The sequence below is a fragment of the Nonomuraea polychroma genome, from assembly GCF_004011505.1.
Classification (GTDB): domain Bacteria; phylum Actinomycetota; class Actinomycetes; order Streptosporangiales; family Streptosporangiaceae; genus Nonomuraea; species Nonomuraea polychroma.
In genome coordinates this window covers 4,136,743-4,156,130 of sequence record NZ_SAUN01000001.1, presented here as the reverse complement: position 1 = coordinate 4,156,130, position 19,388 = coordinate 4,136,743, and the positions used below count along the sequence as shown (strand labels likewise).

Genomic DNA, 19,388 nt, shown 5'->3' with positions numbered 1-19,388 from the left:
TCGGGGAGGATCACCGGTGACGATTGACGCCGTTCCGCGTGACATGCTGTCCACCTATCTTGAGGACGCCCTGCTCACCGGGAAGATCAGCCCGGGCAGCCGGCTTCCCTCCGAGCGGCTGCTTGCCCAGCGTTTCGGGCTCAGCCGCCCCTCCGTCCGTGAAGTCATCAAGGAACTACAGGAGCGTGGGCTGGTCCGGGTCATTCCCGGGCGCGGCACGTTCGTCCGCGAGCCGAGCAGCGTCGACAGCATCCGCCCGCTGGAGGCCTATTACCGCCGGCGCAACGCCACCCCGCGCGAGGTGACCGACGCGCGGATCATGCTGGAGACCCACGCCGCCGTGCTGGCCGCACGAAACGCGACCGAGGACGATCTGACCGCGCTGCGCAAGATGCTGAGCGCCTTCGAGAAGGCCGGCAACGTCGTGGAGAAGGCCCGCGCCGACATCGCCTTCCACATCCTCATCGCGCGAGCCGCCCGCAACTCCGTGCTGGAGGTGATGTTCCTGTCGATCGCTGGGCTCACCTTCGAATACATGCTGCGCAGCCTCGCCGACCCCACGATCGTCCGCGAGGGCGCCCCCTACCACGACGACATCCTCGCGGCGATCGCCGACCGCGACACCGAACGGGCTCGCCGCGCCATGGAGGGCCACCTGTCAGTGGCGCACTACCACTACGGCGAAGACCTTGACCAGGGGCTGGACACGCTCGCCCGCCGCGAGCTCACCCGGCTGATGGGGCCGGGTGTGTCACTCGACGGCATCATCGAATCGGTGCTGACCGCGCTCGACGGCCCTGACGACGACCTGCTGCGGCTGGAGCCCAACTCCCGTCAGCGCTAGGGCCTGTTCTCACATTGATCTTCATGTGATCCGTCCGCTCCACGATCGGTGCACCACCGCCAAGGCCGGCCGAATCCTCACCATCCGCCCTCACCACGATCTCCAAGCCGCCGACAGCCGCCAAGCCGCCACCGACCCCGACTTGCAGAACGACTACCGACGCCGGCGGCCCATGGCCGAACGCGCCGTGACCTGACTGGTGGCCCGAGGCACATGACCAGTGGACGGGCCACCCCCATACCGACCCACCCACCAAGATCTTCAGGGCGCTCCTGGTCAGTCCTGGTTGAACAGCGAGCAGCCGCCGTCGGCCAGCAGGGTCGTGCCAGTGATGTAGTCGGCGTCGGGTGAGCACAGGAACGCGGCCACCCTGGCCACCTGCTCGGCGGATTGCGGAACTCCCAGCGGAATGGCCTGGGCGGCCCGCGCGGCGTAGGCGGGCTCGTTGTCGAACTGCCACTTGGCCAGGCCCGCGGCCACAATTCCCGGCGCGAGGGCGTTGACGAGGATGCCGTGCGGTGCCAGCTCCTTGGCCATCGACCGGGCGAGCATCGCCACGCCGGCCTTCGACGCGCTGTAGGCCGCGATCTCCGGCCACGGCACCGTGCCGACCCAGGATCCCGTCAGCACGATGCGCCCGCCAGATCCTTGGGCCACCATGCGCCGTGCGGACGCCTGGGCCGTGTGGAAGCAGCCGGTGAGATTGATCGCCAGCTGTTGTTCCCACTGCTCGACAGAGATCTCCAGGAACGGGGCGGATTTGACGACGCCGGCGTTGGCGATGGCGATATCGAGATGTCCGACCTCGTCGACGGCGGCGTCCAGGGACGGCCGATCGCGCACGTCGGCCTGCACATAGCCCACCTTGCCGTGCGCGGATGCGGTGGCGATCCACGGGCGGGCCTCGGCCGGCGACTTCACGTCCAGGAGCGTGACGCGAGCTCCCCTGCGAGTCAGCTCGGCGGCCATCGCGGCACCGATGTCTCCTGCGCCACCGGTGATCAACGCGGAGCGTCCCTCTAGTACGGGCATGATCTCTTCCCCTCTGGTTTGACCGGTCAAACCAGAATCCTACGCCGGAGAGGAGGTGTTCTCCGTCGAGGCCAGCCCGGTGAGAGGCGCAGACTCCGCGGGGTTTGGCCGAGGAGCCGGCCAGGCGGCCTGCGAGGAGGTCGGCGTCTACGCGATCTGCTGTTTCCTTCGGTATGGCTTCTCCCAGGCAGTTCCGCTCAGGACGCACGCCCTTCATGAGGAGGATCCGGCGCCTCGCACCGTGCATGTCCACGACACGGGTGACGCCTCCGCCACCGGGTCACTTCACGCTGACCGCGGCGGACGGACGTCGGCGGGTGACCTGGAGTGGAAGGAGGTGGAAGAGTTCTTGCTGACGCGGGACGATGAGGCATGACACGCCCAGCTTGCTGTTTCGCTTGGCGGCTCGCAGCGTCGCGCGGGCAGGTGAGCGGCCGCGGAAGCAAGCCGTCCCACCCGCCTGCCCGACGTGGTCAGCGTTGCGGTTGCTCGGCGAGATGGTCCAGCTCGCCGGCCACGTCCGGAATGGTCCGAACGCCGATCGGCGGGTTGTCCGCCGTCTGGTGCAGACCGGGGTTGCCCGCCTCCACCGCGAACGACGCACGAGTCGAGATGGGCGCCCCCGGCCGCGTAACGTAGGGCACGATCCGGTAGTCGACGGTCAACGTCTCCGGAGTCGCCGTGGCGCGCACGTAGCCGCGCTGAACGTTGTGGAACTTCAGGTGCGGATTGGCGGCGAGGAACGTCTGCCCGAGCCCGTCCTGGTCGGCGCCGTCCTTGCCGGAGGAGATCGAGGTCCCCGCGAACTCCACGCCCATGACCGGAGAGTTCGGGTCGTCGAAGTCGGGCTTGAGCTCAGCCGCCAGGCTGCGGTGGATGTCACCGGACAGCACCACCGGATTGCGCACGTTGTGCTCCACCATCCCCGACAGCAGCCGGGCGCGGGCGGCGGCGTAGCCGTCCCACAGATCCATGCCGAAGGCCTGCACGTCGGGACTGGCGTCGTGGTCGAGCGGCGCCATGAGCAGTTGCTGCGCCAGCACGTTCCACGTCGTACGCGAGCGCGCGAGGCCGTCGAGCAGCCACTCCTCCTGCCTGGCGCCCAGCATCGTCCGGTTCGGGTCCAGCCGGTCCGCGCATCCGACGTCCAATCCGTCGCCGCACGGCTGGTCGTCGCGATACTGGCGGGTGTCGAGCACGTTGAAGGTCGCCAGCCTGCCGAAGGACGCGCGCCGATAGAGCCGCATGTCAGGCCCTCCGGGCATGGAGGCGCGGCGCAGCGGCAGGTGCTCGTAGTACGCCTGGAAGGCGGCCGCCCGCCGTTGCAGGAAGACCTGCGGGTCCTGGTCGGGCTCGGAGTCGATCTGGGAGATGTCCTTGGCCCAGTTGTTCTCCACGTCGTGGTCGTCGACCGTCACCATCCAGGGGAACGCCGCGTGCGCGGCCTGCAGGTCAGGGTCGGTCCGGTAGAGGGCGTGCCGGTTGCGGTACTCCGTCAGGGTGAAGGTCTCCTTCAGGTACTGCTCGGGCAGGCTGAGCCCGCGCACCCCGCCGGTGGCGCCCACGCCGTACTCGTAGATGTAGTCGCCGAGGTGGAAGACCACGTCCAGGTCCTCCTGGGCCAGGTGCCGGTAGGCGGTGTAGAAGCCCTCATACCAGCACTGACAGGAGACGAAGGCGAACGCCAGGGCGCTCACGTCCGCCCCCGGCGGAGGCGCGGTCTTGGTCCGGCCGACCGGGCTGATCTCGCCGCCCGCGCGGAACCGATAGAAGTACTCCCGGCCGGGACGCAGGCCGTGCAGCTCAACGTGCACGCTGTGCCCACGCTCCGGTCTGGCCAGGCTGGTCCCCTCGCGAACGACACGCCGGAACCGGTCATCGGCGGCGACCTGCCACTGTACCGGTACGGCCTGATCTGGCATACCGCCGCGGCCGTCCACGGCGAGCGGCTCAGGAGCCAGCCTGGTCCATAACACGACCCCGTCGGGCGCCGGATCGCCCGATGCCACCCCAAGGGTGAACGGGGTGCTCGCGGCAGCCGCCGTTCCCGTCCCCGCCCAGCCCGGTATTGCGGCGGCCGAGCCCGCCACCAGCGTCGCTGTGAGGAATCCTCGACGGCTGTACCTGTTCATGCGCGAGCTCCTGTCGATCATGGGCCTACCCCACCATGACTGCAGAAGCCAAAAGTGATCAAGAGGTTGAAATATCATTGCTTTGTGCTAAATGATCCCCCCGAGTTGGTCGACGGTGACCGGCTACCACTGATGCGTCACGGACTCCGGGTCCTGATCAGTGGCTGCACGACAAGCACAGAGCCGTCAACCCCTGAGGGATTTCCGCGCTGACGGAGACCAGGGCGAAAGGGCGAGCAGCGAGCAGTACGTGGACGGCGATCTGGTAGCCGGTGGCCGGGTATGCGACGGCGGTCAGCGCCAGGGTCCGGCGTTCGGTGATGACCTGGGTGAGCGCCTCAGGCAGCCACCGCCCCTGTCGGGGGCCGGTGCCAGGCGAAGCGGGCGTAGCTGGGTGGGCCAGCACCTGCTCCAGATCGGGCCGGGCGGGGTCCTTGCCCAGGCATGCTGCCACGAGGCCGGCCAGCGGAGCGGGCACCCCGCGCAGCTCGGGGTCGGATGCCGAAGTCGATCAGGCGGGGCCCGTCCTCGGCGAGAATCACGTTGGCCGGTTTGAGGGCGCGGTGCACCACCTTGCAGGCATGCACGGCGGCGAGCCCTTCGGCCAGGCCGGCTCCTAGATCGTCACCGAGGCGGCGGCGCGCCGCTCACCGAGCGGTGCCGCGTCCTCCGCGCGACGGGCCTCGCCCAGCCGGCCGGCCTGGACCCAGTACCAGCCGAGCGAGCCGGTGAGCCGCGCGGTCAGCCGCGTGTCGCCCAGGCTCATGGCGGCCTTCAGCGCGCCACGCAGGTTGGCGGTCTCGGCGTCCAGCCGCCGGACCCAGCGATGCCGGGCAGGTCCGCTCTTGTACGTCTCGGCGCACTCGGCGAGCTGGGTGTAGTACGTGGCGTACCAGCGCAGGGCCCGGTCGTGCTCGCCGGCCTCGCGCAGCCGTTCCAGGCCGTAGGCCGCCACGGATTCCAGGAGCCGGTACCTGTGGCCCGACCGCACGACCAGGGACCGGTCCACCAGGCGCGCCAGCAGGTCCGCCACGTCGGCCGGCTCGATGTCCGCCCCGGTGGCGGCAACCTGCGCCTCGTCGTCGCCCGGCGGTCCTCCCGGGATGGGCAGGGGCAAGGCGCAGACCCGTTCGGCGGCTTCGAGCGTGCATCCGCCCACCTGGACGGCCAGGCGGCGCAGCACGACACGTTCCGGCTCGGTCAGCAGCTCCCAGCTCCAGTCGATCGCCGCCCTGAGGGTCCGCTGGTGCGCGGGGCCGGCCCGCCGCCCGGCCGACAGCAGGCGGAAGCGGTCGTCGAGCCGCTCGGCCAGGGCTCGCACGCCGAGCGAACGTACCCGGGCCGCGGCCAGCTCCAGCGCCAGCGGGATGCCGTCGAGGCGGCGGCAGATCACCTCGACGGCATCGGCGTCCGCGGCCGTCATCGCGAAGCCCGGCTGCGCGTCAGCGGCACGGACGGCGAACAGCCTTGTCGCGGCGTCGGCGTCCAGCGGTGGCACCTCCCGCACGACCTCGCCGGTGACGCCGAGCGGCTCCCGGCTGGTGGCGATGACGCGGGGCTCGGGGCCGACGCGCAGCAGCAGCTCGGCGAGCTTGGCCACCGGCTCGACGACGTGCTCGCAATTGTCCAGCACCAGCAGCGCCCGGCGCGCGCCGAATGCCGACGCGATCCGCTCTTCCGGATCGCCTGCCCCGCCGTCGTCGCGCAGGCCGAGCGCCGCCGCGACGGCCTCGGCCACGTCCGACACCGGCGCGGCGGGCACGGATGACAGCTCCACCAGGTGCACGCCGTCGGGAAAGTCGCCGGCCAGCCGGCGGGCGGCTTCCAGCGCGAGGCGGCTCTTGCCCACTCCGGCCGTGCCGGTGAGCGTCACGAGCCGCGCCGTCCGCGGCAGGGCGACCAGCTCCGGCAGGTCCTCGTCCCTGCCCACGAGATCGGTGAGCGGCTCGGGGAGGCGGGTGGGCGTAGGCGCCGGAGGGCTCGGCGGGCGGCGCAGGCCGGGCCTCTGCTCCAGGATCGCCTGGTGCAGCGCGACCAGTTCGGGGCCGGGGTCCAGGCCCAGCTCGTCACGCATGCGCTCGCGGAAGGCCCGGTAGACCTCGAGCGCCTCGGCCTGCCGTCCTGATCGGTAGAGGGCACGCATGAGCAGGCCGTGGAAGCGTTCCCTCGTCGGGTGCTGCGCAGCCAGCTCGGCCAGCTCGCCGACCTGCGAGACGTCCTGCCCCAGCGCCAGCCGTACGTCGGCGTAATCCTCCAGGGCGGCCAGCCGCTGCTCCTCCAGCCGGGCCGCGGCCCGGCGCACAAGCGACTCGCCGGGGATCCCGGCGAGCTCGGCGAAGTCGGCGAAGGCCGGACCGCGCCACCACGACAGGGCTTCGGCCAGCAGCGCGGCTCTTTCCCGGGGGTCGTCGGCGCCCCGGGCACGGTCGGCGGCCTCCTGGAAGCGGCGCGCGTCGGTGTCGCCAACCACCAGGTAGCCGGGCGTCCGGGTGACGATCAACTCCCTGGCTCCCGGCTCTGCCTCATCGAGCGTCCGGCGCAGCTGCGACACCTTGGCGCGCAGCGCCCCCGGCGGATTGACCGGCAGCTCCGGCCCCCACAGGCTCTCGATCAGCCGCTCGGCCGGCACGATGTGCCCGTTGTGGGCGAGCAGGCAGGCCAAGAGCGCCCGCACTTTGAGCTCGGGCACACGTACGGCGCGGCCGTCGTCAGCGGTCACCTCGAGCGGCCCGAGTACGGCGAAGCGCATGAACTCACCCTAAGCAGATCCGAACAAGACCGGAACGTCCGCACTCCAGGCTGATCACATGACGACTACGATGACCACTACCCGAGCCGGGGGGCGCGCGTGGCTCGGACTGTCCGTACTCGCCCTGGCCACGCTGCTGCTCGCCGTGGACAACACGGTGCTGGTGCTCGCGCTGCCTCATTTGGCCGCGGACCTGAACCCCAGCGCCACCGAGCTGCTGTGGATCACCGACGTGTACGGGTTCATGATCGCTGGATTCATGATCACCATGGGCTCGCTCGGCGACCGGATCGGCAGGCGAAGGCTGCTGTTGATCGGCGCGGCCGCGTTCGCCGCCGCCTCTGTCGTGGCCGCCTACTCCACCACGACCACGATGCTGATCGCCGCCCGCGTGTTGCTGGGCGTGGCCGGCGCCGCGATGGGCCCGTCCGCGCTCGCGCTGGTGGCCGGGCTGTTCGCCGACGCCAGGCAGCGTGCCATGGCCATCGGCGTGTTCACCGCCTGCTTCATGGGCGGGGCGGCGGCCGGGCCGGTGATCGGCGGGTTCCTGCTGGAGAACTTCTGGTGGGGGTCGGTCTTCCTGATGGGGGTGCCGGTCATGGCCCTCGTCGTGGTGGGCGGCCTGGCCCTGCTGCCGGAGACCGCGGCGGAGGGCGCAGGCCGGCTCGATCCGGCCAGCGTCGCGATGTCGATGGCCGCGATCCTGCCGGTCGTCTACGGCCTGAAGGAGCTGGCCGACGACCCGCGGCAGGTGGCGGCGTACGCGGCGCTCGTCGTCGGCCTGGCGTTCTGCGTGGCGTTCGTGCGACGGCAGCGCCGGCTGGCGGAGCCGCTGGTGGACCTGCGCCTGTTCGCCAACCGCTCGTTCAGCGCCGCCCTGCTGATCATGGCGCTCGCGATGGTGGTGCAGGGCGGGGTCTATCTGTTCGTGAGCCAGCACCTCCAGCTCGTCGAAGGGCTCTCGCCGCTGGTCGCCGGCTTGTGGATGGCGGTTCCCGCTCTGGCTCTGGTGGGGGGTTCCCTCGCCGCCCCGGTCATCGCCGGCGCGTTCCGGCCCGGCCTGGTCGCCGGGGTGGGGCTGATCGTCTCGGCGGCCGGGTTCGCCCTGGTCATGGCGGGCGACGGCCTCGGCATGCTGGTCACGGGCGTCACCATCGCCTTCCTCGGCATGGCGCCGGTGGGGGCGCTGGGACTCGACCTCATCGTCGGGTCGGCGCCGCCGGAGCGGTCCGGGTCGGCGTCCGCGCTGGCGGAGTGCGGCGGCGAGCTCGGTGTCGCGCTCGGCATCGCGCTGCTCGGCAGCGTCGGCAACGCCGTCTATGGCGGCCTGGTCACCTCGCCGCGAGCGGGCGACTCGCTCAGCGAGGCGCTCGCCGCCGCCGCCGGCCTGCCGCCGGGCCCTGCCGCGGCCCTCGTGGCGGAGGCGCAGGCCGCGTTCGGACACAGCCTGCTCGTCGTCACAGCCGTGAGCGCGGTGCTCGTGCTCGGCCTGGCCGTAACCTCCATGACGCTGCTGCGGCACTTGCGCCCGATCGGCCAGGAGAAGCGATGAGGGGCGGGGGACGTCGGCCCGTGCTGCGTTCGCGGCGGCGGACGAGATCCCTCTAGCATTTCGCAGGTGACCGCCTACGACGATCCCGACGCGTTCGAGTATCTGGACTTCTCGGCCCTGCCGCAGCGCCAGCAGCGGATCCTGGCCGCGATCCGCGACTGGGTGGTCAGGTACGGCTACCCTCCGAGCACACGCGAGCTCGGCCGAGCGGTCGGGCTGCGGTCGTCCTCGTCGGTGTCGAAGCACCTGAGGAGCCTGGAGGAGAAGGGGTTCCTCCGCCGGGGCACGACGATGAGCCGGCCGATCGACGTGCGCCTGTTCCTGCGGGCCTCGGCGCCGGAACCGGCCGGCGACCTGGTGACCGTGCCCGTGGTCGGAGACATCGCCGCGGGCACCCCCATCCCGGCCGACGAGCACGTGGACGGCGCGCTGACCCTGCCCCGGGATCTCACCGGTCGTGGCACCGTGTTCGGCCTCCGGGTACGGGGCGACTCGATGATCGACGCCGCGATCTGCGACGGCGACATCGTCGTGGTGCGGCAGCAGCCGGAGGCGTACTCGGGCCAGATCGTCGCCGCGATGATCGACGGTGAGGCCACCGTCAAGGTGTACCGCCGACGCAACGGGCACGTCTATCTCGAACCGCGCAATCCCGCCTATGACGTCATCGATGGCGGCGGCGCCGTGGTGCTGGGCATCGTGGTCTCCGTCCTGCGCAGCGTCTGAGTACCCCGACCGTCCGCTCGTCCAGCACCGCGACCGACTCTGCCACCCGGACCCGTGCCATCCGGCAGGTGGTGGAGGGAAACGTGGCCCGCGCCCGCCGCCCTCGTAAGGCGACCCGGGCCGCCCGCCGCCCTCGTAAGGCGACCCGGGCCGCCCGCCGCACCCGAACCGACCCGCACCCCCGCCCAGCCGCGCGGGACAGATCCAAGAACCGCCCCACCCCCAAACGCCCCACCCGCACCCCGGCGAACCCTTCGATGACCTCCAGCCGTGTGCCCGACCGGCGCACGGCGCCCGCCCCACTCCCCACCAGGAGTGGACAGCGTCCGGCGGGCCAAGCACCCCAGACGACCCGCCCACCCGCGGGACGTACAGGGCTTGCACGCGATCCTCACCACCGGACCGGCTTCCACCACGTCGCGGCCACCCCCGTACTCCCCCCCGGGAGACTACGCAGACGGCCCGCCACGGCCACGCCCACCCGATTTGCCCGAAACACTCAGGTAAATACAGAGAATCGCAGACGCTGAGGGTTGCCATTGACAGGTCACTGACGAGTGCTGACGGACGGATGGTCATGACAGGTCTCCGGGAAGTTGGTTGCCCCGGAGTACGGGATCGCCGTTCGCCCGGGTTCAGGCCCTCACCCGGGCGATAACGAGAAGGGTGGCTACGCGGGCCGGTAGCGCAACAGCACGACGCCGGATCGGAACGGCCGAGTCTCCACGAGCCGGAGCGGCGGGACGTCGGCCGCGCCGGTGAACAGTTTCTTGCCGCGCCCCGAGCACGACCGGATACACGAACAGCCGGTACTCGTCCACCAGCCGGGCGGCGATCAGGGCGCGGACGAGCGTGATGCTCCCGGTCGTGACGATGTCCTTGCCGGGCTCGGAACCAGTCGCCGGTGGCGTCGATGACGCCGTCGAGGGCGATGTTTTCGGTGATGATCAAGCCTCTCGCGCTGATTCAGACCAGCCGGGCCGCTGAACTCATCGGTACGAGTCGATGAGGCGTGCGAGGTGCCTGCCGGCGATCTCCAGCGGCGTCTCGCTCTGGGACACCTGGGCGGACAGCTCGGCGCCCTCCAACGTGTTGATCACCGTGTGGGCGAGGTCATGCGCCACGTCGTCGGCGAAGCCGGAGCGGCGGAGCTTGTCACGGACGAGGGTGCGCCAGTTCTCGTACGCCTCCTCGGCGGCCTGCTGGATCTCGGGGACCCGGCCCGCGCTCTCCAGCGCGGTCGTGGTGACGGGGCAGCCGTCCAGCCAGCCGGAGTCACGCAGGCCGGTGGCCAGGTCGCGGGTGCAGGCGATGATCGCCGTGGCCGGATCGTCCTCGTGGTCGAACGCCGTACGCAGGAAGTCGGCGAACTCCCGGTCACCGTGGCGGACCGCCTCGACCGCCAGCTCCCGCTTGCCGCCGGGGAAGAAGTGGTAGACCGAGCCGAGCGTGGCCTTGGCCTCCTGGGAGATCTGCTTGAGCCCCGTGGCCTCGTACCCCTGCCGCTGCATCAGGCGGGAGGTCGTCCGGACGATCCGTTCCCGGGTGCCGATGGTTTCCATGGCTCACAGCTTATTAGGTAGAGCGTTCGTTCTAGCGATGTGTTAGGGTCCTGGTCCTAGATAGAGCGTTCGTTCTAGTGATGGACAGGAGATGTCGATGAACGTGACCGTGATCGGTCTGGGGCCGATGGGGCAGGCGATGGCCGGTGCCTACGTGAGCGGCGGCTACGAGGTGACCGTGTGGAACCGCACGCCCGCCAAGGCCGACGAGCTCGTGACCCGAGGTGCCAAGCGGGCGGGATCCGTCGAGGAGGCGCTGACGGCCAGTGAGCTGGTGGTGCTGAGCCTGATCGACTATGACGCCATGTACGCCATCCTGGAGCAGGCCCCGGCCACCGCCCTGGTCGGCCGCACCGTGGCCAACCTCACCTCGGACATCCCGGACCGCGCTCGCCGGGCGGCGGCATGGCTGGCCGAGCGTGGGGCCGTGCAGATCACCGGTGGCGTGCAGGTGCCGCCTCCGGTCATCGGCACGCCGGAGGCCATGACGTACTACAGCGGCCCCAAGGACGCGATCGAGGCGCACCGGAGTGCCCTGGAAGTGCTGACCGGGATCGACTATCTCGGCGAGGATCCGGGTCTGGCGGTGCTGTACTACCAGATCGGGATCGACATGTTCTGGACCGGGCTGGCAGGCTACCTGCACGGTCAGGCGGTGGCGGAGGCCAACGGGATCTCGGCGGAGCAGTTCCTCCCGAACGCCATCAAGACCATGGATTTCCGCTACTTCCTGGAATTCTATGCTCCGCGCATCGCCGCCGGCCGGCACGAGGGGGACGTCGACCGGGTGTCCATGGGGGTGGCGAGCTTGGAGCACGTCGTCCACACCACGCGGGCGTCCGGGGTGGACAGCTCACTGCCGGCCGCCGTCCTGGAGGTCTTCCGCCGGGGTGTCGCCGCGGGTCATGGCCAGGACAGCCTCACGAGCTTGGTCGACGTGCTGAAGCGGTAGTGATTCGTTGGCGCGGGTGCCCTCATGTCCCAGGGCCGCGCTGATCCGCAGCGTTTCGCTCTCGCGCAGCTCGAAGACCTGGTCTTGCAGGTGGGCGCGTTGCTGAAGGGCTTGGGTCCGCTGTTGGTGCAGCCGGGCGATGTTCTGGCGAATCTGTTCGGCATCGCTGCCCGCCACCCGGTCCGACACCGTGGAGATGCTACGTTCCAGCACGTCGGAGCCCTTGGCGTAGCGGTGGGAGAACTGCACGCACAGGTCCCGCAGAGCGGGTGGCAGCTGGTCGCGTACCACCGTCAGGGCCTGGTCTTTCGCGCTGGTGACCAGGACCCGTTTGCCGCGTGCCAGCAACGCGGCCATGAGGTTGGCGATGGTGTGCGTCTTACCGGTTCCGGGAGGGCCTTGGACGACGACGGCGGTGTCGCGCTGCAGGCGCCCGAGCACCGATCGCTGGGCCGCGTTGGTCGGCAGCGGGAACAGCGGATCATCGCCCAGCAGCAGATCGGCCCGCTGGCCGGAGCTGGTGCGCCAGGCGATGTGCTTTCCAGATCGAAGACCAACTGGGCGAGGCCGAGGGGAGCGGCCACGTCCGGTTTCTCCGGCGTGCCGAGGACTTCACCGCCCTGACCTGCTCGAACAGCCGCCTACCGTCAATGGGTGTCCCGTCGTTCCTCGATCCCGGGAGGACGGCTGCCTGCTGTTCGCCCAGGCGGTCAGCGCGGGCCCTGGCTCGGCGGTGTCCAGGAGGTGCTTGAGATTGAAAGCGGTCTGGCCATGGCTTATGAGCAGCAAACGCATGTACGGGGTTTCTCTCCAAGGGGGCTGGTCGCGGCTAGCTCTTCCACTCTTCCACTCCGTAGCCCGGTCCATCTCAGCGGGTCCGCACGGTGATCCATAGAAGGGCCCTGTCGTCACTGCCAGATTGAGTTGTTCTGGCCTCGTTCTGGCATGGTCAGCGGCAACAATAGGGACATGCAGGATTTACCGGCCAAGGCTGTCCTGGGGCGTGCAGCCCTCATCGGGTTGGTGACGGGCATCCCCACGGCCATCATCTGGGCGGACATGCAGGGGGAAGAGCTCGACGGGACCGTTCTCCCGGCGGCCATGTTCCTTCTGGCGATAATCCTGGGCACGGTAGGCGCGCGGCTGGCCGGGCTGCCGCGCTGGGGCGTGGTCGGTCTTGTCGGGGGCTCTGCGACTTGGTTGCTCATTGGTGCCCTCGCGGTGCTGGTGCCGGTGCCGGAGTCGGAGCTGTTCGGCCCTCTGCCGGCCCTTGTCGCCCCTGTCTACGTGGTCGGTGGTGTGGTCGGCTTCGCCCTGTCGGCGTGGTCGTTCATGTTGCCCCTTCGCTGGTGGGCGGTAGCCCTGGCCGTAGTCGTGCCCCTCGGATCCTGGGGCGCGGCGCAGTACAAGCCGCAGATCCTGGCCTGGTTGGAAGTCCGTAGCTTCGAGAGGTCCGGCGTGCCGCTGATCGCTCCAGCGATCCAGGGTTACCGGCTGGTCCACGTGGATCTCAATGCCGCCGGGCAGCGGGAGCCGGAACCGTCCACCTGGCTGGAGTACTGGCGGGACGCCACGCCGAATCGGGGATTCTCCGAGATCCAGGTCACGGTCTGGCCCGCCGCGGCTGGAAACCCGAGGGATTCCTGCCTGGCGGTCACCGAGAACTTTGGAGTTCCGCTGCGATGCAAATCGCTCCCGGGAGACCGATGGGTCCGGACCGGTGCCGGGTCCTCCTGGGTCACCGTCTTCGCCAGGTCGGGCGATGCGCTGGTCATGCTCAATGGTTCGGGTATCGCTGAGGCTGACCTGGTGGCAGCGCTGTCCACTTTCCGTCCTATCTCGGCCGAGGAGCTTGCCATGGTCATGTGACCAGCAGGAGTACGGCGGCGCCTGGCCTGGCTTTGCGCCTTCACCGCGGCAGCGATGTGCGGGGTCGTGCTAGGCGAACCGCGCGACATGGTGACCTTGTCGGCCGAGTTCATCGGATCGGGCTTGTTGGCATCGATGGGTCACGGTGCGCGGAACCAGCGGCACTTCATGGTGAAGTCGGCCGACATCCTCACCGGGCCGCATCAGCAGGTGATCCTGCTTGATATGGCCGGCTGCTTGATGGCCAACGTGGTCCGTCCGCATCGCCCAGGTGGAGCGGGCCTGGGAGGCGCTGGTCGGGGCCGGCGTGCAGGACCGGGTCCTCCCGATGACTACATGAACGTCAGCACCACCGCGCTGACGCTCCGACCGCTGACTCGCCGCGCCAGGTCCCAGCCCCCGGCGGCCTGATGACGGGCCGGACATGGCCGCCCGGCCCGTCACCGTTCCGGGTCTCTCTTGGCATCCCCGAGTCAGGAGACGAGTGAACCCGCAGGCTCCTCCTCGGCCAGCGAGGTGGTGCGGAGCTTGCGCGGACGCGCCGGTCCGGACTTCGCGTGGGTCGCGTAGATCACCACCGCTGGTTGCACCGCTCCCGGGTAGCTGCCAGGAGGCCCGGTAGCAGGCTGGCGGCTTCGTCTGGAAACGGGCGAGGTCGAAGCCCAGCGCCAAAGGCCCTTTCATGGGGGAGCGACGGTGCGGTCCGTAGCATGAGCGAAGCCAGCGGCGTCGCTACTCAGCCCGCTCGTAGCTGGCCCGGCAGGCGGCCCCCAGTTGATGCGTGGGGGCTGATAATGTTGGCGGCGTCAGATCCGCAACCTCCCCTCGATCACTTGGGGTGGCGCAAGATCTCCACTTTCGCGTTGGAGGGTCTTGCCATGAGTGGAATCAAGCGGGTCACGAGTGCGTCGCAACCTCCACTTCGCCTGCTGACTGCCGTCAGCGCCAGGAAGGACGCGGGCAGCAGCCCCACGGGGATCGTCGGACGGAGCCTGGCGCGCCAGCTGCTGGATGCCGGGGAACGAGTACGCGTTCTTGCCGAACCCGACCAGCTGGACGGCTGGCCCGACGGCGTCGAGGTCGCCGAGGGGTCCATCACCCGGCCGCTGGAGCGCCCGGAGGTCTTCGCCGGCGTTGACGGCGTCTTTCTTGCCGGAGCCGTGCCGGCGACGGTGCAGGATGCGCTGGAAGCCGCCCAGGGTGCCGGAGTGCGGCGGATCGTCACGCTGTCCTCGCACGGGCCGGAATACGAGGAGGCATACCCGCCCGAGACGTGGTTCTGGCTGGCCATCGAGCGGGCCGTCGAAGGCTCGGGCATGGAGTGGACCCACATCCGCCCGTCAGCAGTGATGGGCGCGATGATCGAAGGTACCTACCCGGCCACGGGGTCGGACTGGCCGGACACTATCCGGGCTGAGCGCATGGTGCGCGAGGCCTTCATGGAGGACGGCCACTATCCCTTCATCCACGAGGACGACCTCGCCGCCGTCGCGATGGCGGCGCTGCACGCCGATGACTATGTCGGCACCGTTCTCGAAGCGGTCGGACTACCGATCAGCACCCGGTCACGGGTGGCGAGCATCGCCCAAGCCATCGGATGCGACATCGCCGCCGTCGAGGTGACGCCCGACGACAGCCGCGCGAACTGGCGGCGTCGCGGCTGGCCCGACAGCGGCATCGACGTGACGCTGTACGCCCTCCAGGAGTACGGCGCCCGGCTCGCCGAGCTCACCCAGTGGACGCTCGACCAGCGGCCGTCCGTACGCGAGATCATCAGCCGCCCGCTGCGCGGTTTCGATGACTGGGCGCTCGAGAATGCCCACCTGTTCCGCTGAACGTCCGCCCTACACGGACGGAAAGTCTTGAAGAAGGGCATCAACTCCAGCCGTGTGCCCGACCGGCGGACGGTGCCACCCGATTTACCCGAAATCCTCAGGTAAACACAGCGAGGCGTTCCATCGGTACCTGACCGAGCACGTCGCACGCCCGTGGAGCAGGCATCCGGGCGTCATGCGTTTGCGCGTTGAGCCGCTTCCCCCATACGAGCGATCGGCCATGAGCTCGCCTGGTGTGGCACACCAATGGCCGAACGACGAGACCTATCTTGACGGGATCGAGCTGGCGGTGCGCAACGAGGGCGTGCTCGGCGCCCTCCTGGCGGGCGCGGCCGCCGACGAACTCGCCGAACAGGTCAGGGCCGTCCACACCTTCCCCGATCCGCGAGGTCTACACGATCATCTCTGCGGGACGGCCGACCGAGGTCGGCCTGCGCGGCTATCCGGCGGTGCCGGCGATCATCGCCGCAGGCGCGGACGATCAGCGCAGTGAGGCCGTCCTGAACCTTGTCTTTGGCGATGCCGTGCGCAGGCTGGATCAGCTCAGGCGGCGAACCTGAACTGCCACCGCGCGAGCATCGTGTGCTCTCGTTGAGATCGTGTCACATGCCGGGGACGGGGTAGGGCGGCGGCATGATCCATCGACGGCTTCCCGCCGCTCGGCCGGTGTTGTGGCCGCAGCGACCTCCTCCCGTCGCAGTCCCTTGACGCGACGGTTGCCGCCGTAGGCCGGTAGGCCGCCTGCTCGGGGGTGATGCGCGCCCACCGCGAGCGAGAGGGAGGTAACGCCCGTACCCCGAACCAGGGCCGCTGCGCCGGCCGCCCTGTCGTGGGTACTGTTCCGCCCGCGGTAGCTTGCAGAAAAGATCATCCTTGCTGTGCCGCACTTAGGCGGCGGAGTTCTTCCCGGGCGATTCTGGCGGCGAACAGGGGGACGAAATCCCTGATGGGCGCCCGGTCGAACTGTTGCCAGGCACGATCGATCACCTCGATGACCTGTTCGGGTTTGCAATCGTCGGCGAACGCGTTCGTGAGCTGATCCGTGATCTGGGCACGCGCCTGCTCCTCGAAGACGCGCCACGCTTGATCCGCCATGCCCTATCCCTTCGATCGCACAGCGCCATTCTCTTCTACTTTCGGACATCAGGGTTGCTTTCGGAAGCCGGACGGGGCGGTTTGGGTCATCTTCCGTGGGCCTGATCCTGCTCGGCGGAGCATCGAAGTACAGGCGTTTGACCGTACGTGCGGCATGGCTTGACCGACCTTGGTCGTAAACGGATTTGCCCTCATGCGGGTGTGGTGTAGAGATGTTCGGCGTCGCCGCGTTTGGCGTGCAGCGTCCAGTACAGCTCGGCGATGGTGGCGGGCTCGGTGTCCGGCCCGCCGGTGCCGATCCAGACGTTGAGCGGTACGTGGGCGGCGTAGACGCCGGTGCCGGCAAGGGCTTGGTGGAGGCTGAGGACCCAGTTGCGCAGTGCGGCGGCGGCCGGGCCCACGTTGCCCATCATCGGGTTCGGGTGCACCGAGGATGCGCCGGTGGTGTACAGCAGCGTGCCCGCGCCACGGTCGAGCATGGCGGTGAGCACCTGCTGGGTGGCGGTGACCGCACCGTGCAGGTAGAAGTCGATCTGGGGCTGGAGATTGTCTACGCTGGCCTCCAGCGGTCCCGTCATGGTGATGCCGGGGACCGGGTTGTGCGGTGCCGGAGAGTACTCCAGTACGTCGATGGCACCGTAGCGCTGCTTGATACGGTCGAAGGCGTCCACCAGGGACGGCCGGTCCATGATGTCGGCGGCGAAGCCGGCCGCGTCGATGTCGTGCTCGCGCAGTTGCGCGGCCAGAGCGTCCAGCTTGGCCTGATCCCGGGCGATGAGCGCGACGGTGAAGCCGTTGCGGCCGAAGACTTTGCCGATGGACAGGCCGAGGCCGGGGCCGGCGCCGACAATGACGATGGTGGGCATGTGATCTCCTGGTGGATGCGAGGTGTCGGACCGGGCCAGACGGGTCAGGGTTGACCGGTCAGAAGGCGTACGGGCCGAACCGGCCCCAGGCAACGAACACGGCGAGGGCGAACAGGACGGCGTTGAACGCGACCCCGGACGGCTCCTTGCGGCGGATATGGGTGGCGGCGGCGAGAACCATGGTGATCGCCAGCCCGGTCGCGGCGGTGGGGGTGAGGGCCGGCGCGATACCGGTCGCGGCGGGCAGGATCAGCCCGATCGCGCCGAGCAGTTCCACGACGCCGATGAACCGCACTGTGGGCGCGGAGAAGTCCTCAACCCACGGCAGTCTCGGGGCGAGCTTCTCCTTGGGCTGGGTGGCCTTCATCAGCCCGGCGGTGGCGAACATCGCGGCGAGGATCGCCTGGACGATCCACAGGAACATGTTCATGTAGCGAGACGTCTCTTCCGGGGGTGGGGGCGGGATCAGGCGACGGTGACGGCGAGTTTGCCGATGGTGCCGGCGGCGAAGTCGGCGAAAGCGGCGGGCACCTCGGCCAGGGCATAGGTACGCGTGACCGGCACCGTGATCCGGCCGGCCGCGACGTCGGTAGCGAGCCGGTCGAGGGTGGCGACGGTCGGGCTGGCCATGATCGCGACGGCCGCCGGGTGCTGGTCCGGTCCCAGTCCCCGGGTGCCGGCCAGCCGGCCCTTGTCGGTGAGCAGACCGGTCAGGACGCCGGTGTCACCGGCCAGGTGCAGGACCGCGTCGACCCCGGCGGGGCTGATCGCGCGGACCTGGGCGGCCAGGTCACCGGTGTGATCCACCACGTCGGTGGCGCCGAGCCCGCGGACGAAGTCCGTCTCGGCCCCGGGCCGGGCGGTGGCGATCACCTTGGCGCCGGCCGCGGTGGCGTACTGGATCGCGATCGCACCAACCCCACCGGTCGCGCCACTGATCAGGACCGTCTCGCCGGCCTGCGGGGCGACCGCATCAAGGGCGTCGACAGCGGCGGTGCCGGCCACGCCGAGCGCGCCCGCGGCCGCCACGTCGACGTCGTCGGGCCGGACGGTGACGCCGTGCTGCTCGCCGACCACCACATACTCACCGAACCCGCCGTCGCCGAGGAACTCCTTGGCCATCACGCCGAACACCGGGTCACCGACGGCGAACCGGGTCGCACTCTCACCGACGGCGGCGACCGTACCGGCGAAGTCCATGCCCAGCACCACCGGGAAACGGTGCTCCATCATGCCGGCCAGGCGGCCGGCGACGACCGACACGTCGAACCCGTTCAGCGACGACGCCTGCACCCGAACCAGCACCTCGCCCGCACCGGCCTCAGGTGTGGGCAGTTCGGTCAGCGTCGGGCTCCCGCCCTGTTCAGCAAGGACGACTGCGCGCATTTGCGGACCTCCGGATCAAGAAGTGGAAGCTGGTCTCCACTTGATGGCCGCGAGCGTAGCACACAAGTGGACGGCATTCTCCACTTCAAGCTAGGCTGATGCACATGACACCGCCGGCCTCATCCCCAGCCTCCGACGGCCCAGGACTGCGCGTCGACGCTGAACGCAACCGGCAACGCATCGTCACCGCCGCCCGGCAGGCCTTCGCCGAACTTGGCCTTGACGTGCCGATGGAGGAGATCGCCCGCCGTGCCGGCGTCGGCGTCGGCACCCTCTACCGGCGGTATCCGACCCGCGCCGAGCTCATCGCCGCCGCGTTCGAGGCCAAGATGACCGCGTACGCCGACGCCGCGCGGCAGGCGCTGGCCGACCCCGACCCGTGGCACGGATTCTGTGACTTCGTCGAACGGATCTGCGCGATGCAGGCCGGTGACCGCGGCTTCACCACGGTGCTGACCATGACCTTCCCGACCGCCAAACGGTTCGAAGCCGACCGCGAGCGGGCCTACGCCGACTTCATCGCACTGGTCGATCGCGCCAAAGCCGCCGGGAAACTACGGGCGGACTTCGTCGCGGTGGACATGCCCATGTTCCTCATGGCCAACGCCGGCGTCCTGGCCGCCACCGCCGACGCCGCCCCGGAAACCTGGCGTCGGCTCGTCGGCTATCTCCTGCAAGCCTGCGCCGCCCCGGCCGCACAGTCCCTGCCCGATCCGCCCACATCCCGGCAGATGTATCGGGCCATGATGCGCACGACGCATCAGCAACGCGGCGGGTAAGGGACGAGT

The 19,388-nt window shown here is 69.8% G+C and carries 20 protein-coding genes; 9 read left to right on the top strand and 11 right to left on the bottom strand.

Features of this window, described 5'->3' with window-relative positions; all coding sequences use genetic code 11:
- Positions 1-16: 16 nt before the first annotated feature.
- Both EDD27_RS19000 and EDD27_RS18995 read left to right on the top strand, forming a co-directional pair.
- Positions 17-844 (top strand): FadR/GntR family transcriptional regulator, encoded by an 828-nt coding sequence (locus EDD27_RS19000; RefSeq protein WP_127933605.1) that lies wholly within the window; start codon positions 17-19, stop codon positions 842-844.
- A gap of 25 nt (positions 845-869) precedes the next feature.
- Positions 870-1,040, top strand: a complete 171-nt coding sequence (locus tag EDD27_RS18995) for a transposase (protein WP_164903685.1) — start codon at positions 870-872, stop codon at positions 1,038-1,040.
- Between the two features lie 80 nt (positions 1,041-1,120).
- On the opposite strand, the gene EDD27_RS18990 is transcribed toward EDD27_RS18995, so the two are convergent.
- From EDD27_RS18990 to EDD27_RS18975, 4 genes are all read right to left on the bottom strand, one after another.
- Positions 1,121-1,876: an SDR family NAD(P)-dependent oxidoreductase gene (locus EDD27_RS18990; RefSeq protein WP_127933603.1), complete on the bottom strand. Its 756-nt coding sequence runs from the start codon at positions 1,874-1,876 to the stop codon at positions 1,121-1,123.
- Between the two features lie 473 nt (positions 1,877-2,349).
- Positions 2,350-4,008 carry an alkaline phosphatase D family protein gene (locus tag EDD27_RS18985; RefSeq protein ID WP_241564124.1) on the bottom strand — a complete coding sequence of 553 codons (1,659 nt, stop codon included), beginning with the start codon at positions 4,006-4,008 and terminating at the stop codon, positions 2,350-2,352.
- Between the two features lie 157 nt (positions 4,009-4,165).
- Positions 4,166-4,486 carry a hypothetical protein gene (locus EDD27_RS56645; RefSeq protein WP_241564123.1) on the bottom strand — a complete coding sequence of 107 codons (321 nt, stop codon included), beginning with the start codon at positions 4,484-4,486 and terminating at the stop codon, positions 4,166-4,168.
- Between the two features lie 138 nt (positions 4,487-4,624).
- A complete protein-coding gene (locus tag EDD27_RS18975) occupies positions 4,625-6,757 on the bottom strand; it encodes an AfsR/SARP family transcriptional regulator (protein ID WP_127933601.1) in 2,133 nt (710 codons plus the stop codon).
- A 58-nt stretch (positions 6,758-6,815) separates the two neighbouring features.
- Here EDD27_RS18975 and EDD27_RS18970 point away from each other — a divergent pair, with 58 nt between their 5' ends.
- Both EDD27_RS18970 and lexA read left to right on the top strand, forming a co-directional pair.
- Entirely contained in the window at positions 6,816-8,309 is a 1,494-nt protein-coding gene (locus tag EDD27_RS18970) for an MFS transporter (protein WP_127933600.1), read from the top strand.
- 66 nt (positions 8,310-8,375) lie between these two features.
- On the top strand, positions 8,376-9,035 hold the full coding sequence (gene lexA / locus EDD27_RS18965; RefSeq protein WP_127933599.1) for a transcriptional repressor LexA: 660 nt from the start codon (positions 8,376-8,378) through the stop codon (positions 9,033-9,035).
- A gap of 635 nt (positions 9,036-9,670) precedes the next feature.
- Here the strand turns inward: lexA and EDD27_RS58750 are convergent.
- Complete coding sequence (locus EDD27_RS58750; RefSeq protein WP_421917301.1) at positions 9,671-9,871, bottom strand: hypothetical protein; 201 nt, start codon at positions 9,869-9,871, stop codon at positions 9,671-9,673.
- 153 nt (positions 9,872-10,024) lie between these two features.
- Positions 10,025-10,597, bottom strand: a complete 573-nt coding sequence (locus EDD27_RS18950; protein ID WP_127933598.1) for a TetR/AcrR family transcriptional regulator — start codon at positions 10,595-10,597, stop codon at positions 10,025-10,027.
- Positions 10,598-10,694: 97 nt separating this feature from the next.
- Between EDD27_RS18950 and EDD27_RS18945 the strand changes: the two genes are divergently transcribed.
- A complete protein-coding gene (locus tag EDD27_RS18945) occupies positions 10,695-11,549 on the top strand; it encodes an NAD(P)-dependent oxidoreductase (RefSeq protein WP_241564122.1) in 855 nt (284 codons plus the stop codon).
- Here EDD27_RS18945 and EDD27_RS18940 read toward each other — a convergent pair.
- Complete coding sequence (locus EDD27_RS18940; protein WP_277750838.1) at positions 11,451-12,017, bottom strand: AAA domain-containing protein; 567 nt, start codon at positions 12,015-12,017, stop codon at positions 11,451-11,453. The genes EDD27_RS18945 and EDD27_RS18940 overlap by 99 nt on opposite strands.
- A gap of 477 nt (positions 12,018-12,494) precedes the next feature.
- On the opposite strand from EDD27_RS18940, the gene EDD27_RS18930 reads away from it, so the two are divergent.
- The 3 genes from EDD27_RS18930 to EDD27_RS55580 all read left to right on the top strand — a co-directional run bounded on the left by EDD27_RS18930 (position 12,495) and on the right by EDD27_RS55580 (position 15,746).
- A complete protein-coding gene (locus EDD27_RS18930) occupies positions 12,495-13,418 on the top strand; it encodes a hypothetical protein (protein WP_127933595.1) in 924 nt (307 codons plus the stop codon).
- 878 nt (positions 13,419-14,296) lie between these two features.
- Entirely contained in the window at positions 14,297-15,253 is a 957-nt protein-coding gene (locus EDD27_RS18920) for an SDR family oxidoreductase (protein WP_127933593.1), read from the top strand.
- A gap of 220 nt (positions 15,254-15,473) precedes the next feature.
- Positions 15,474-15,746, top strand: coding sequence for a hypothetical protein (locus tag EDD27_RS55580; RefSeq protein ID WP_206641504.1), 273 nt, complete (start codon positions 15,474-15,476; stop codon positions 15,744-15,746).
- A gap of 374 nt (positions 15,747-16,120) precedes the next feature.
- Here EDD27_RS55580 and EDD27_RS18910 read toward each other — a convergent pair whose 3' ends face one another.
- The 4 genes from EDD27_RS18910 to EDD27_RS18895 form a co-directional block, all read right to left on the bottom strand.
- Positions 16,121-16,348 (bottom strand): three-helix bundle dimerization domain-containing protein, encoded by a 228-nt coding sequence (locus EDD27_RS18910; protein WP_127933592.1) that lies wholly within the window; start codon positions 16,346-16,348, stop codon positions 16,121-16,123.
- Between the two features lie 191 nt (positions 16,349-16,539).
- The gene (locus EDD27_RS18905) at positions 16,540-17,214 is read right to left on the bottom strand and encodes an SDR family NAD(P)-dependent oxidoreductase (protein ID WP_127933591.1); all 675 of its coding nucleotides are present in this window, start codon (positions 17,212-17,214) and stop codon (positions 16,540-16,542) included.
- 58 nt (positions 17,215-17,272) lie between these two features.
- A complete protein-coding gene (locus tag EDD27_RS18900; RefSeq protein ID WP_127933590.1) occupies positions 17,273-17,644 on the bottom strand; it encodes a DoxX family protein in 372 nt (123 codons plus the stop codon).
- A gap of 35 nt (positions 17,645-17,679) precedes the next feature.
- Positions 17,680-18,600, bottom strand: a complete 921-nt coding sequence (locus EDD27_RS18895) for an NADP-dependent oxidoreductase (RefSeq protein ID WP_127933589.1) — start codon at positions 18,598-18,600, stop codon at positions 17,680-17,682.
- Positions 18,601-18,704: 104 nt separating this feature from the next.
- Between EDD27_RS18895 and EDD27_RS18890 the strand changes: the two genes are divergently transcribed.
- Complete coding sequence (locus EDD27_RS18890) at positions 18,705-19,379, top strand: TetR/AcrR family transcriptional regulator (RefSeq protein ID WP_241564120.1); 675 nt, start codon at positions 18,705-18,707, stop codon at positions 19,377-19,379.
- The last annotated feature ends 9 nt before the right edge of the window (positions 19,380-19,388 follow it).

Excerpts from the sequence above, each read along its gene's own strand:
- EDD27_RS18990 (WP_127933603.1), bottom strand. The coding sequence starts at position 1,876 with ATGCCCGTACTAGAGGGACGCTCCGCGTTGATCACCGGTGGCGCAGGA.
- EDD27_RS18985 (WP_241564124.1), bottom strand. The coding sequence starts at position 4,008 with ATGAACAGGTACAGCCGTCGAGGATTCCTCACAGCGACGCTGGTGGCG.
- EDD27_RS18975 (WP_127933601.1), bottom strand. The coding sequence starts at position 6,757 with ATGCGCTTCGCCGTACTCGGGCCGCTCGAGGTGACCGCTGACGACGGC.
- EDD27_RS18970 (WP_127933600.1), top strand. The coding sequence starts at position 6,816 with ATGACGACTACGATGACCACTACCCGAGCCGGGGGGCGCGCGTGGCTC.
- EDD27_RS18950 (WP_127933598.1), bottom strand. The coding sequence starts at position 10,597 with ATGGAAACCATCGGCACCCGGGAACGGATCGTCCGGACGACCTCCCGC.
- EDD27_RS18945 (WP_241564122.1), top strand. The coding sequence starts at position 10,695 with ATGAACGTGACCGTGATCGGTCTGGGGCCGATGGGGCAGGCGATGGCC.
- EDD27_RS18930 (WP_127933595.1), top strand. The coding sequence starts at position 12,495 with ATGGTCAGCGGCAACAATAGGGACATGCAGGATTTACCGGCCAAGGCT.
- EDD27_RS18920 (WP_127933593.1), top strand. The coding sequence starts at position 14,297 with ATGAGTGGAATCAAGCGGGTCACGAGTGCGTCGCAACCTCCACTTCGC.
- EDD27_RS55580 (WP_206641504.1), top strand. The coding sequence starts at position 15,474 with ATGAGCTCGCCTGGTGTGGCACACCAATGGCCGAACGACGAGACCTAT.
- EDD27_RS18910 (WP_127933592.1), bottom strand. The coding sequence starts at position 16,348 with ATGGCGGATCAAGCGTGGCGCGTCTTCGAGGAGCAGGCGCGTGCCCAG.
- EDD27_RS18905 (WP_127933591.1), bottom strand. The coding sequence starts at position 17,214 with ATGCCCACCATCGTCATTGTCGGCGCCGGCCCCGGCCTCGGCCTGTCC.
- EDD27_RS18900 (WP_127933590.1), bottom strand. The coding sequence starts at position 17,644 with ATGAACATGTTCCTGTGGATCGTCCAGGCGATCCTCGCCGCGATGTTC.
- EDD27_RS18895 (WP_127933589.1), bottom strand. The coding sequence starts at position 18,600 with ATGCGCGCAGTCGTCCTTGCTGAACAGGGCGGGAGCCCGACGCTGACC.
- EDD27_RS18890 (WP_241564120.1), top strand. The coding sequence starts at position 18,705 with ATGACACCGCCGGCCTCATCCCCAGCCTCCGACGGCCCAGGACTGCGC.